The organism is Radiobacillus kanasensis (genome assembly GCF_021049245.1).
Lineage (GTDB): Bacteria > Bacillota > Bacilli > Bacillales > Amphibacillaceae > Radiobacillus > Radiobacillus kanasensis.
On record NZ_CP088020.1, the window covers coordinates 2,378,743 to 2,391,851 of the forward strand.

A 13,109-nucleotide genomic window follows, 5' to 3' on the forward strand; every position below is an offset into this window, starting at 1 on the left:
CTTTCATCCCCTCTCCTTCACTTTTTTCCGATCAAACATAAGAAAAAGAGCCGAAGTGGCTCAGCAGTGTTAGTTTTTCTTATCTGTATGGATTAAATCCTTTAATTCGTCCAAAAAGACACTAATATCCTTAAACTGGCGATAAACAGAAGCAAAGCGAACATACGCTACTTCATCTACACTCGAAAGCCTGTCCATTACCATTTCTCCAATTTCTTTACTTTGCACTTCAGATGTTCCCCTATTGCGAAGTTCTTTCTCTACATCAATCGTTATACCTTCAATTTCTTCAATCGCAACCGGTCTTTTTTCACAGGCCTTAATGAGTCCTCGCAGAAGCTTATCTCTGCTAAACTCTTCTCTTGTTCCTTCTTTTTTTACCACAATAAGCGGTACCTCTTCAATTCGTTCAAACGTAGTAAAACGAAAAGAACAATCCTCGCATTCTCTTCTTCGACGAATAGATTTCCCATCTTCAATTGGACGCGAATCTAAGACTTTTGTGCTTTTATAATGACAATTTGGACATCTCATCTTTTATACCCCGCTATCTGGTTCTAACGTATGTAATTCTGTCCGTTATTCTTTAATTAATATTAAATCCTTCCCTAGTTCCTTGTACAAGAAAGAAATTAATTTGTGCCCAAAACCAAAATCAACTGGCAAAATGGATTCTGTCGTTACAGAAAAATCAATGGCAGTTCGAAATGGCTTTACCATGATAATCGTCGCGATAACAAAGGCTTTCTTTCCTTTTTTATAATTCACACTCACTTCTCCATGTTCTTTTGAAACAGCAACAATTTCAAAAGAAGGAGATTTTCTAAAGAATGCTTCAACGGCTTCGAACGCTTTATCCTTCGTCGTTTTGAAGTAATGGGTTTTTAGATTAGAATCCCAATGGTGCTCGTTCGTTTCTGTATGTGTATCAATGAATTTAGAATAGGCTTGTTTTACGTTCATATGCTCCCCCTATTTTTCATGCTTTTCCTTTATTTTAACATGTTTTAATCAAGGAAACAGTAAAGATTGAAAAAAAACACTCCTGCCCTTGGCGGCAAGAGTGTTTCCTTTAAAGTGCTTTAAATTGTTGAACGGTAACAGGACCCATTCCTCTAGGAACTTCTACTTTTTCACATGTTTTCGCTTCTAACGATTCAGAGATAAACTCCGCAGCCACATTCGGATCAATAATATCGCCACAAGTGTAGACGTCAATACTAGCATATCCGTGTTCCGGAAAGCTGTGAATAGTCAAGTGTGACTCCGAAATGATAACAACACCACTTACTCCATATGGTGCAAATTTATGAAAGGCAACTTCTCTTACTTCTGCACCTGCTTTTAATGCTGCATTAACAAATACCTGTTCGATCAAGCTCATGTCATTGAGCTTATCTATATTACAGTCCCATAGTTCAGCAATAACGTGTCTTCCCATAGTATCCATTTTATAACTCCCCCTTAAAAGTTTGGCTCCTAATGATGATGCAATGACTACCACGGGGGAAAGTTAGTCCTGAGAGGTCCTAACCCTTTAAGTAGCCACTAAAGCACATTATATTAGAAGAAAAGGCTTATTTAAAACTTTTGCATACTGATATGCAAAAAAAGTATAAACGCTTTACCCCGTTTTTGCAAGACAGAATTTTAAGGAAGGGAATGGAATCACATTTGATACATTGGTTTTGTTTTTAGAAGTTCCCTTTTCTATTATGAGTCATGATACGAAGCTTTATCCTTCTGTCCCTAAGAATGATATAGCAACCCATTCCATGCGGTTTAATATTTGTCAATTTTTTAACACCTACACCAGCTGCCACTTTTTCACTAGTTCTTCCACTTGTTCCTTCGTTTCCTGGATTGAACCATTGTTATGAATAACAGCGTCGGCCCATTCGACTTTTTGCTTAAGAGGGAGCTGTGCTTGAATGCGTTGCATTGCTTCCTCTTCAGTGAGTTGATTTCTCTCTTTTAGTCGTTTGAGTTGGGTTTCTTCATTGACATAAACGACCATTACTTTATCGACAAGCTCGGTTAATTTACTTTCATAAAGTAGAGGAATATCTAAAACAACTGCTCGGTTCCCTTTGATTAAGTATTCTTCTTTTTCTGCTAACATTCGCTTTCGAACAGCAGGATGCACAATGGAATTTAATACACTGCGTTTATCCTCATCTTGAAACACAATGCTGCCTAACTTCTTACGGTCTAATGATTTGTTCTGTTGTAAAATCTCAGATCCAAAAGCCTCGACAACTTGATTGTATGCTTCTTCACCAGGTTCTACTACTTGTCGTGCAATGATATCTGCATCAACAACGGGAATACCTTTTTCTTTTAACATGTTGGATACGGTACTTTTTCCACTAGCTATTCCACCGGTAAGTCCGATTGTTGTTCCCATAATTTCACACAACCTTCTAGGATTGACAATTGACACATATATGTGTGCCTCTGCCTGCTACTCTCGTTTTTACGATAGGGGATCCACAATGTTTACATTCTTTGTTTTCCTGTCCGTACACAAACAATTCTTGCTGGAACATGCCGATTTCGCCTTGTGAATTCACGTAAGAGCGAATCGTTGTTCCTCCTTGGGCCACTGCTTGCTCTAGTGTTTCCTTTGCATATAGTTGAATGTCTTCAACCTCTTTTTTCGTCAGTTCGCTTCCTTTTCTTGTTGGTAACACACCCGCCTTAAATAATGTTTCATCGACATAAATATTACCAAGTCCGGCAATGACAGACTGATCCAATAGAATACTCTTTATATTTCGTTCACTTTTGTGGACCTTCTCATAAAAATAATCGAGTGTGAATGTAGCTTCAAAAGGGTCTGGACCGAGTTGATTTAACGGTTTTTCTAAAAGCTCTTGTCCTTTTGTAAACAAATGCATCGTTCCAAATTTCCTGACATCGTTGTAACGCAATTGCTTCCCGTCTCCAAAAAAGAAGATGACATGGGTATGCTTAGATAAAGGTTCAGAAGCATCAAATAACCCATACTTTCCTTCCATTCGCAGATGGGAAACGAGAATATAATCATCTAATTCAAACAAAAGGAATTTCCCTTTTCGATTTACGTTGTGGATTGCTTGTCCTAAAAGTAAATGTTTAAATTGGACTGTGTCTTCTGGATATTTAATGATGTTCGCCCAACGAATTTCTACATCTTTTATCTTTCTACCTATTACTAGCTCGTTTAAGGTAGATTTGATTGTTTCTACCTCTGGTAATTCCGGCATTTTGTCTCTCTCCTAGTTACTTCGCGTCATACCAAGTCTTTCCGTAGGCATAATCCACCTTTAACGGCACTTTTAACTCCACGGCATCCTCCATGACTTCTGGTACAATCTTTTTCAATACATCCAGTTCAGATTCAGGTGCTTCTAAAATCAATTCATCGTGCACTTGTAAAAGCATTCTAGCCTGCAAGCCTTCTTCTTCTAGCCGATGATGAAGATTAATCATTGCCATTTTGATGACATCCGCTGCCGAGCCTTGGATTGGGGTGTTCATTGCTGTACGCTCTGCAAAGCTTCGCAAGTTAAAATTACGACTTGTTATTTCCGGTAAATATCTTCTTCTATTCATCAATGTCGTAACATATCCCAATTGCTTAGCCTGCTGTACGATACTATCCATGTATTCACGTACACCCGGAAAACTGTCTAAGTAGCGATCAATAAACTGTTTTGCTTCTTTTCTCGTAATGCCTAAGCTTTGCGATAATCCATAGTCACTTATGCCATAAACAATCCCAAAGTTAACCGCTTTTGCTTGTCGTCTCATGTTATCCGTAATCTCATCTGCCTCAACATGAAAGACGTCCATCGCGGTTCGTGTATGAATATCCATTCCTTCTTGGAATGCCTCGATTAATTTATCATCAGTCGCAATATGTGCTAATACACGAAGCTCAATTTGAGAATAGTCTGCAGCAAATAAAATCCATCCTTCTTTTGAAGGGACGAACGCTTGTCTAATTTTCTTTCCTTCTTCTAAACGAATCGGAATATTTTGTAGATTTGGTTCAATCGAGCTTAACCGTCCTGTTTGCGCTAAAGCTTGGTTAAAGCGGGTATGGATTTTTTTCGTGTCATTATAAATAACCTTTAACAAACCTTCAATATACGTAGATTGAAGCTTCCCTAGCTGACGGTACATTAAGAGCTTTGGAATAATTTCATGTTTGTCTTGCAGCTGTTCTAATACATCCGCCGAAGTGGAGTATCCCGTCTTTGTCTTTTTAATAGGTGGTAATCCTAGCTTTTCAAACAGAATAGGTCCGAGTTGCTTCGGAGAATTTAAATTAAACTTCTCTCCGGCTAACTCATGTATTTCATTTTCAATTTGTTCTAGCCGTTCTTTCAGCTCTTCCCGCATTTGCTTTAAGCGATCTTCATTAACAAGAACACCGTGATGTTCCATTTCTCCTAGTATGAGTGCAAGTGGCATTTCCAATTCCTTAAACAGCTTCCATTGCTCATTTTCTTTTAACAGCTCTTCGGCTTTATCACGCAATTGGAAAATTAGATCTGTCTTGCGAACAACGTGCTCTGCTAGCTTGTCTTCCTCTGGAACTTGTAGTTTCGCACCTTTTCCGTACACTTCTTCATCCATTAACACGCTCGTAACACCTAGCCGTTTCCCAATAGAAGGGATGTCAAACAGAGTTTCCGATGGGTTTAACAGGTAAGAGGCCAATAATAGGTCAAACTCTATTCCTTCCATATCGATTCCTTGATTTAATAGGCCAACCTTCGTCTGTTTGGAATCATGGACTATTTTTTTAAAGGAACCATCCTCTGCCCATTGCTTGAATGTCTCTGAAGCAAGAGCTACGTCTGTAGGGATGAAGATTTTTCGGTCCTCATTTACCAAACCAAATCCCTGAATAGGAGCTGTGTGATAATTTTCTTCAAGCATCTCCACAATAATCGCTTCTACTGAAGAAAAGGACACATCCTCTAAAGAGCGAACGATTTTATACTTCAGATCCGGGAGTTCATCTTGCCCCTCATCTTCAGGACTAACCTCTCCCTCAATTCGATTGACTAAAGAATTAAAGCCGAGCTCTTTAAAGATGGATAAAACGTCCTTCTCTTTATAGCCTGTAAATTCAATATTGGATAAACCAACCTGTAAAGGGGAGCTCGTGTTAATTGTAGCTAGTTCCTTACTCATAAAAGCATCTTCTTTATGCGTCTCTAATTTTTCTTTTAGTTTCTTCCCACTTACGTCATCCAAATGGTCATAGACACCTTCTAGCGTGTTAAAGTCCTTCAGGAGCTTAACAGCTGTCTTTTGTCCAACCCCTGGTACACCCGGTATATTATCGGAATTATCTCCCATTAAAGCTTTCATATGGATGACTTGCTCTGGTGTGATTTCCATTTTTTCTTGTAAGAAGGAAGGCGTATATGTATCCACTTCACTTATTCCTTTTCTAGTCAGATGGACCTCTACTTGATCAGAAACCAATTGTAATAAGTCCTTATCCCCGGAATACACGCGAACATCCCATTTATCCTTTTCCCCTTGCTTCGCAAGTGTTCCGATAATATCATCTGCTTCATAATTTTCAAGCTGATAGTATGGAATATCAAAAGCGTCTAGTAATTCTCTTAATAGTGGAAATTGCTCTGATAACTCTGGTGGAGTCTTTTGCCTGCCTCCTTTATATTCGCTAAATGTTTTATGTCGAAACGTTGTTTTCCCTGCATCAAATGCCACAAGCATATGGGTTGGTTTTTCATTTTCTAAAATGCGCAATAGCATCGTCGTAAATCCGTAGACCGCATTGGTGTAAACTCCTTTGTCATTATTCAATAATGGCAAAGCAAAAAACGCCCGGTACGCAATACTGTTTCCATCAATCAATACTAGCTTTTTAGACATATCCGGCACTCCCTCGTATTCATGATTTTCTTTACCTATCATTTTACCACTTTTTAATAGACAAACAAAAAAGGAATCGCCCTCTCACGATTCCTTCATATATGTTTTGGGAACGATATTCGAAATGTCGTTCCTTTTTCATGAACACTATCCACATAAATCTTTCCTTCATGTAATTCTACAATGTGTTTTACAATAGCTAATCCTAAACCAGTCCCACCAGTATTACGGCTTCTCGCTTTATCCACTCTATAAAATCGTTCAAAAATTCGTGGGATGGCTTCTTCAGGTATGCCAATTCCTGTATCTTTAACTGAAAAATCTAGCACATCATTACGGTTTTCGACAAGAACTTGGACACTGCCACCAACAGGAGTGTAACTAATTGCGTTATTGATAAGATTAATGAACACTTGTTTCAAGCGGTCGGAGTCTCCTTGAATAACGGTGTCATCATCAAAGCTTAAAGAAAGTTCAATCTCTTTATCCTTTGCCTGCTGATCTGCTATCGGTAAAATTTCTTCTACCAATTGTTTCACATCTACTGTTTCTCTTTGTAATTTCAGGTCGACTTTATCCAGCTTCGATAACTCCAATAAATCATGGATAAGTATTTGCAGACGCTCACTTTCCTTTAGAATAATCGATAAAAACTGACTTCTCAGCTCATCGCTATCCATTGCTCCATCTAGTAACGTTTCCGCAAATCCTCGAATGGAAGTGATTGGTGTTTTTAATTCATGCGATACATTGGCAACAAAGTCTTTTCGCATTTGTTCAAGCTTCTTTAATTCCGTTATGTCATGGAAAACGAGGACAACACCTCTTAATTCGTTAGTTTCATGGACGACAGGTGCCCCAACTATTTCGATATACTTTTGTTCAATCTCAATCGCTGTTGTAAAGGAGTTTTTCACCATCTCTTCGTATAGAAATGCTTCTTGTACGACACGGTGAACTACTTCTTGCTTGAGCACTTCATAGTAGAGGTAGCCGAAATAATCTTGCTTTTCCCCGCCGAAGATACTCAGAAATTTACGATTCACGAGGTGAACATAGCCCTTGTCATCAATTAGTAGAAGTCCACTTTCCATGTGATCAATAACAGTTCGCAACTGATTTTCCTGCATTTTTTCTTGTAACGACATTTCTTGAAGGCTTCGTGCCAAGATATTCACAGCAGTTGTAAGTTTTCCAGCATCTCCAAAAAACGTTTCATACGTTCTTGCTTTATAGTTCCCATTCACTAACTGCTCCGCAACCTGAGCAGCTGAACGAACGGGCTTTATGTACTTATCGTAAATATGATACATTAACACAAAAAATACAACCGCTGAACCAGTTAGTGTAATAATGACGATAATCTTCTTATAATCCGTTATGAGTGGTAGGATAACGGTTGCCATACCAACCATTACAACCACTACAACGATGATGTAAAGCAAAAAAGGGCGAAGATTTTTTTCAAACATTTAAGCAGGCTCCTCCATCTTGTAGCCGAGTCCACGAATTGTCTTGATATACACGGGGTGTCTTGTATCTGGTTCAATTTTCTCACGTAAGTGACTAATATGAACATCGACGATTCTTGTATCGCCTACAAAGTCGTAGTTCCAAACCGCACTTAACAACTGATCACGCGATAGGACTTTGCCTTTATGCTTTGCTAGATAAAGAAGAAGCTCGAACTCTTTTCGAGTAAACATAAGGGTTTCATCCCGTATGACCGCTTCATATTGTTCTGGATGGATAGAAAGTTGTCCAATTTTGATAACAGATTGCCCGTTATCTGCTGACCGGTTATTGGTGCGTCTTAAAATAGCTTTTATCCGAGCGACAACCTCTTTCGTACTAAACGGTTTTGTTAAGTAGTCATCTGCACCAAGCTCTAAGCCTAAAACTTTATCAAATTCATCGTCTTTTGCTGTTAACATAAGGATAGGAGTATCCACTTTATTTTGTCTTAACTGCTTACACACTTCTGTTCCATCCATTTCCGGAAGCATGAGATCAAGAATGATTAAGTCAAAGTTTTGATGAAGTGCTTTATTTAACCCTTCTTGTCCTGTGTAGGCGACTTCTGTTTCGAAGCCAGCTAATTCCACATTATATTTTAATAATGTTACAATTGATTCTTCATCATCTACAATCAATACTTTTTGATTCATCCAAACACCCCACTGTTTAATATCTACGTTCATCATACAATGAAGGTATTCGCATGTGAATACTCCTTATCCACAAATGTAGCGTAAATATTGTAAAGTTTTATTAATATTTCTGAATATTCAGTAATTGAATGGTGAAAATTAGTTAAAATTTTGCAAAGAGCGTGCCGTCAAGGATTCTAATTCCGCAGCTGGTTTTACGAGGAAAGTTCCTTCTAAGGCGGTTAGGTTATCACTCTTTCCTATTACTCGAATCGTAATCGTTGAGTCATCTTCTTGGATACGGACAACCTCCAATTCTACTTCAATCTCTGAGTAGTGATAAACAGGATTTGGATACTTTAGGTGATGCTCTAAAATATGACAACCAGGACCAGGTAAATGCATGGAAACCATGGAAGAAGCGATTCCTATCAACATAGTTGATGGAACAACTGGTTGTTTATATGGTGTCTGAGAGGCATAATCGTGTTGGATATAAAGAGGGTTTGCATCATCCGTAAGGCCTAAATATAATAAAATATCTCGATCTTCAATCGTTTTCACCGCGCGATAAGAATCTCCTACGGCTAGTTCCTGTATGTGCTTTCCTAGTTTTCTTTTTTTTCCAATCATTATAACACCATCCTCTTATTCTTATAGGAAAACCCTTGCCAATCTAGACAAGGGTTTTCTTTTCTATGCTTATCCTAATACCTTTAAGACACTTTTAACGGACTCAGCAGATTTATCTAGAGCCGCTCTTTCTTCTTCCTTCAGATCTAACTCGATTACTTCTTCTAGACCGTTGCCACCGATGATTGTAGGGACACCAAGATAAATATCTTGATAGCCATACTCACCTTCTAAGTAAGCAATACTTGGAAGAACTCTGCGTTGATCCTTCAAAATAGCTTCAGCCATTACTGTAAGAGAAGCAGCAGGCGCATAATACGCACTACCATTTCCTAAAAGGTTTACGATTTCTCCGCCGCCTTTTCTCGTGCGTTCCACGATGGCATCAAGTCGTTCATTTGAAAGTAAATTTTCTAGTGGAATACCACCAGCATAAGAATAACGGATTAGTGGTACCATGTCATCACCATGACCACCAAGTACGAAACCAGTCACATCTTTCACTGATAGATTTAACTCTTCTGCAACAAATGTGCGGAAACGAGCGCTATCTAACACACCGGATTGACCAATAACACGATTTTTAGGTAATCCAGACTCCTTAAATACGGTATAAGTCATGGCATCCACCGGGTTCGTTAACACAATAATCGTTGTTTCCGGAGAATACTTCACGATTTCTTGTGTAACGCTTTTCATGATTTTGGCATTCGTATTTACAAGATCGTCACGGCTCATGCCCGGTTTACGTGCAATACCTGCTGTAATAATAACAATGTCAGAACCTGCTGTGTCTGCATAATCAGCAGTACCTGTAATTTTTGCATCAAATCCTTGAACAGGACTTGCTTCTAACATATCTAACGCTTTTCCTTTTGTTGGGTCTTCCATGTTGGGAATATCTACTAACACAACGTCAGCTAATTCTTTTTGAGCAATCATAAGTGCAGTTGTTGCACCGGTGAAGCCTCCACCGATAACGGAAACTTTTCTTCTTTTAATTGTCACAAGAATCCCCTTCTTTCGATATTAGTCCATGTTAGAAATAAGCGCATCTGCGAACTCAGAAGTTTTTACTTCTGTAGCTCCATCCATCATACGTGCAAAGTCATACGTCACTACTTTAGACTCAATTGTCTTATCCATAGCTTTGACAATTAGATCAGCAGCTTCTCTCCACTCAAGGTGTTCAAGCATTAATACCCCAGATAAAATAACAGACGAAGGATTTACTTTATCTAATCCAGCATACTTAGGTGCGGTACCGTGTGTAGCCTCAAAAATTGCGTGCCCTGTTTCATAGTTAATGTTTGCACCAGGAGCAATACCAATTCCACCAACTTGTGCAGCAAGCGCATCTGAAATATAGTCTCCGTTAAGGTTCATCGTAGCTACTACATCAAATTCTTTCGGACGAGTTAAGATTTGTTGTAGGAAGATATCCGCAATTGCATCTTTCACGATAATCTTACCAGCTTTTTCTGCTTCCTCTTGTGCTTTATCCGCAGCCGCTCTTCCATCTTTTTCTACAATCTTGTCATATTCAGCCCATGTAAATACTTTATCTCCGTATTCTTGTTCTGCTAGTTCATAGCCCCAGTTTTTGAAAGCACCTTCGGTAAATTTCATAATGTTTCCTTTGTGAACAAGTGTCACGCTCTTACGACCTTCGTTGATTGCGTAATCAATCGCAGCACGAACAAGACGTTTTGTACCTTCTTCCGATACAGGCTTAATTCCGATTCCAGAAGTCTCAGGGAAACGGATTTTATGTACACCCATTTCGTTTTTCAAGAATTCAATAACTTTCTTCACTTCGTCGCTACCTTTTTGCCACTCGATACCAGCATAAATATCTTCAGTATTTTCACGGAAGATGACCATGTCTGTATCCTCTGGGCGCTTAACTGGAGATGGTACGCCGTTGAAATAGCGAACTGGGCGAAGACACGTGAACAAATCAAGCTCTTGACGTAGTGCTACGTTTAAAGAACGGATTCCTCCACCAATTGGTGTTGTCAAAGGTCCTTTTATCGCGATTTTGTAGTCTCTAATAACATCTAATGTTTCTGAAGGTAGCCATTCCCCCGTTTGATCGAATGCTTTTTGTCCTGCAAGCACTTCTTTCCATTCAATGGATTTCTCGCCATTGTATGCCTTATTAACTGCCGCTTCCAATACGCGACTTGCTGCTGCCCAAATATCTGGACCTGTACCGTCTCCTTCAATAAACGGAATAACAGGTTTGTTTGGAACATTTAATACCCCACTATTTACTGTAATTTTTTCACCTTGTGTCATAATAATGAAATCCTCCTAGTCTTTTTAAAACCTTTTTTATTTAGTAAACCTTCCCCATCAATTAAAAAAAGGAAGTAGTGCAAACGCAACAATATAGACCACCATTTGGTAGGCCCGAATTTCATACTTTTAGATTTTCCAACTTACAACTAAAAGTAGGACTCAACCTTTGCCTTACGGCTTGGTTTCGCCAAGTTTTATCTATTTTCAATCGAAACATACGTTTGTTCCGTTGGCCCAACATAATCAGCACGAGGGCGAATCAAACGATTGTTTTCGTATTGTTCCAGAATGTGAGCAATCCAACCGGATACGCGGCTTACTGCGAAAATAGGTGTGAATAAATCATGATCAATACCAAGACTATGGTAAACAGATGCCGAATAGAAGTCTACATTGGCAGGAAGTCCTTTTGTTTCTTTAATGTAATCCTCAATCTTTACTGACATTTCATACCACTTTGCTTGCCCTGTTAATTCGGTAAGCTCTTTAGACATTTTTCTCAAGTGCTTCGCACGTGGATCTCCGGTACGATAAACACGGTGTCCCATACCCATTATTTTTTCTTTGTTTGCAAGCTTTTCTTTAATATATGGAAGAGCATTTTCTACTTCCCCAATTTCGGAAAGCATTTTCATTACACGTTCATTCGCTCCACCGTGAAGTGGTCCTTTAAGAGCACCAATCGCTGCTGTTACACCAGAGTACACGTCAGATAATGTCGCTACACATACACGAGATGTAAAGGTAGAAGCATTTAATTCATGATCAGCATGTAACACGAGTGCTTTATTAATCGCTTCCACTTCAATGTCTTTCGGCTCTTCTCCATTTAGCATATAGAGAAAGTTTGCGGCATAGCTTAACCCTTTTTTAGCAAACACTGGTTCTTTTCCTTGGCGAATCCGAGCAAATGCCGTAACAATGGTAGCAATTTTCGCCTGCAAACGAATTGCTTTACGTTTGTTTGCTTCCATATCAAGGTCATCTGCTTCTGCATCAAATAGCCCTAACATAGATACGGCTGTACGAAGAGCCGCCATTGGGTGAACGGTTGATAGATCATATGATTTAAAATGATCAACGATTTGTTGGGGAATTTCCATATTGGAAACAAGCTTTTCTTCAAATTGTGTGAGCTCTTCTTGATTCGGTAAACGCTTGTTCCAAAGTAGGAATACCACTTCCTCAAAACTTGCATGTTCGGCAAGATCATCAATCTTGTAGCCAACATATGTCAATTGGTCATTGATAATCGAGCTTACCGATGACTCTGCTGCAACAATTCCTTCTAACCCTTTGGTTGTTGACATTCAATCCCTCTCCTTTTCTCTCGTTCTTTCAAGCTGTGTCCATTTTGTAAAACGGATACAATTCCATGAGTTCGATATAATGGACATGCATCATTTCTGCTTCAGCCATTCATAGGTTCTCGTAAATTTAACAATCTAGTCATCCCCAAACTCAATTATAAACAATAAATAGTACTATGTGAAATGAAACCGATTAATTTTTTCTTAAAATAATGCTAGTTTTTTTGCCTTTTTTGTGAAAAATCGATAAGGAAGGTAGAAAATCATTTACGAACCGACAAATACATCTACGAATTTCATCACCACGTAGGCAATACCCGCTCCAATAAGTGGACCAACAGCAACCCCATGAAAGAAAACGACGGCAATAATAGTTCCAAGTACTAGCGCAGTAGTAAGATGGGGATCATTCGCTAGCAAATCAAGTCCATTTTTTGCGATTAATGCTACAAAAATACCTGCGCCGAGCGCGATCCACCCATAATAAGACTTTACACTTTCTAATAATTCCTTAAAACCAATTTGACCACTAGCAATGGGTACGAGTACCGCAATCGTAATGACCGTAACTCCTAAACTTATCCCTTTTTCAGTTAAGTAGGGGAATACACGATCATCCAATTTAAATAACTTCAATCCTAATAACACATATACAGCAATCATGATCGATTGATTTTTCCCTAAATAGCCTAGTAAAAATAGTAGTAATAAAAATATCATAGATTGATTAAACATCCATTAATCCTCCAAGTTATTAAAGCTGTCCACTTCTTGTGATTGAATCGTACCTCTTTGAATATATATGAAG

The 13,109-nt window shown here is 38.7% G+C and carries 13 protein-coding genes; all 13 read right to left on the reverse strand.

Annotation, left to right across the window (positions count from 1 at the left end):
• Window positions 1-69 precede the first annotated feature (69 nt).
• On the reverse strand, window positions 70-534 hold the full coding sequence (gene nrdR, locus KO561_RS12370; protein ID WP_231093564.1) for a transcriptional regulator NrdR: 465 nt from the start codon (window positions 532-534) through the stop codon (window positions 70-72).
• A gap of 45 nt (window positions 535-579) precedes the next feature.
• Window positions 580-963, reverse strand: coding sequence for a cytosolic protein (locus KO561_RS12375; RefSeq protein WP_231093565.1), 384 nt, complete (start codon window positions 961-963; stop codon window positions 580-582).
• A gap of 109 nt (window positions 964-1,072) precedes the next feature.
• Window positions 1,073-1,450: an adenosylmethionine decarboxylase gene (speD, locus tag KO561_RS12380; RefSeq protein ID WP_231093568.1), complete on the reverse strand. Its 378-nt coding sequence runs from the start codon at window positions 1,448-1,450 to the stop codon at window positions 1,073-1,075.
• Window positions 1,451-1,807: 357 nt separating this feature from the next.
• Window positions 1,808-2,407 (reverse strand): dephospho-CoA kinase, encoded by a 600-nt coding sequence (coaE, locus tag KO561_RS12385; protein WP_231093570.1) that lies wholly within the window; start codon window positions 2,405-2,407, stop codon window positions 1,808-1,810.
• Window positions 2,408-2,423: 16 nt separating this feature from the next.
• A complete protein-coding gene (gene mutM, locus KO561_RS12390; protein ID WP_231093574.1) occupies window positions 2,424-3,248 on the reverse strand; it encodes a DNA-formamidopyrimidine glycosylase in 825 nt (274 codons plus the stop codon).
• A gap of 16 nt (window positions 3,249-3,264) precedes the next feature.
• Complete coding sequence (gene polA / locus KO561_RS12395) at window positions 3,265-5,904, reverse strand: DNA polymerase I (RefSeq protein ID WP_231093576.1); 2,640 nt, start codon at window positions 5,902-5,904, stop codon at window positions 3,265-3,267.
• Between the two features lie 95 nt (window positions 5,905-5,999).
• Window positions 6,000-7,376 (reverse strand): two-component system histidine kinase PnpS, encoded by a 1,377-nt coding sequence (gene pnpS, locus KO561_RS12400; RefSeq protein ID WP_231093577.1) that lies wholly within the window; start codon window positions 7,374-7,376, stop codon window positions 6,000-6,002.
• The gene (locus KO561_RS12405; protein ID WP_231093579.1) at window positions 7,377-8,072 is read right to left on the reverse strand and encodes a response regulator transcription factor; all 696 of its coding nucleotides are present in this window, start codon (window positions 8,070-8,072) and stop codon (window positions 7,377-7,379) included.
• Between the two features lie 141 nt (window positions 8,073-8,213).
• On the reverse strand, window positions 8,214-8,687 hold the full coding sequence (locus KO561_RS12410; RefSeq protein WP_231093582.1) for a MaoC/PaaZ C-terminal domain-containing protein: 474 nt from the start codon (window positions 8,685-8,687) through the stop codon (window positions 8,214-8,216).
• A gap of 69 nt (window positions 8,688-8,756) precedes the next feature.
• Window positions 8,757-9,695 carry a malate dehydrogenase gene (gene mdh, locus KO561_RS12415; RefSeq protein ID WP_231093584.1) on the reverse strand — a complete coding sequence of 313 codons (939 nt, stop codon included), beginning with the start codon at window positions 9,693-9,695 and terminating at the stop codon, window positions 8,757-8,759.
• Window positions 9,696-9,716: 21 nt separating this feature from the next.
• Window positions 9,717-10,988: an NADP-dependent isocitrate dehydrogenase gene (icd, locus tag KO561_RS12420; RefSeq protein WP_231093585.1), complete on the reverse strand. Its 1,272-nt coding sequence runs from the start codon at window positions 10,986-10,988 to the stop codon at window positions 9,717-9,719.
• Between the two features lie 197 nt (window positions 10,989-11,185).
• Window positions 11,186-12,301, reverse strand: coding sequence for a citrate synthase (gene citZ / locus KO561_RS12425; RefSeq protein WP_231093587.1), 1,116 nt, complete (start codon window positions 12,299-12,301; stop codon window positions 11,186-11,188).
• A gap of 267 nt (window positions 12,302-12,568) precedes the next feature.
• Complete coding sequence (locus KO561_RS12430) at window positions 12,569-13,036, reverse strand: DUF441 domain-containing protein (protein ID WP_231093589.1); 468 nt, start codon at window positions 13,034-13,036, stop codon at window positions 12,569-12,571.
• Window positions 13,037-13,109 lie beyond the last annotated feature (73 nt).

Bases quoted from the DNA above. Each gene is read 5' to 3' on its own strand.
- coaE (WP_231093570.1), bottom strand. From the start codon at position 2,407: ATGGGAACAACAATCGGACTTACCGGTGGAATAGCTAGTGGAAAAAGT.
- pnpS (WP_231093577.1), bottom strand. From the start codon at position 7,376: ATGTTTGAAAAAAATCTTCGCCCTTTTTTGCTTTACATCATCGTTGTA.
- speD (WP_231093568.1), bottom strand. From the start codon at position 1,450: ATGGATACTATGGGAAGACACGTTATTGCTGAACTATGGGACTGTAAT.
- KO561_RS12430 (WP_231093589.1), bottom strand. From the start codon at position 13,036: ATGTTTAATCAATCTATGATATTTTTATTACTACTATTTTTACTAGGC.
- KO561_RS12375 (WP_231093565.1), bottom strand. From the start codon at position 963: ATGAACGTAAAACAAGCCTATTCTAAATTCATTGATACACATACAGAA.
- icd (WP_231093585.1), bottom strand. From the start codon at position 10,988: ATGACACAAGGTGAAAAAATTACAGTAAATAGTGGGGTATTAAATGTT.
- polA (WP_231093576.1), bottom strand. From the start codon at position 5,904: ATGTCTAAAAAGCTAGTATTGATTGATGGAAACAGTATTGCGTACCGG.
- citZ (WP_231093587.1), bottom strand. From the start codon at position 12,301: ATGTCAACAACCAAAGGGTTAGAAGGAATTGTTGCAGCAGAGTCATCG.
- nrdR (WP_231093564.1), bottom strand. From the start codon at position 534: ATGAGATGTCCAAATTGTCATTATAAAAGCACAAAAGTCTTAGATTCG.
- KO561_RS12405 (WP_231093579.1), bottom strand. From the start codon at position 8,072: ATGAATCAAAAAGTATTGATTGTAGATGATGAAGAATCAATTGTAACA.
- mutM (WP_231093574.1), bottom strand. From the start codon at position 3,248: ATGCCGGAATTACCAGAGGTAGAAACAATCAAATCTACCTTAAACGAG.
- KO561_RS12410 (WP_231093582.1), bottom strand. From the start codon at position 8,687: ATGATTGGAAAAAAAAGAAAACTAGGAAAGCACATACAGGAACTAGCC.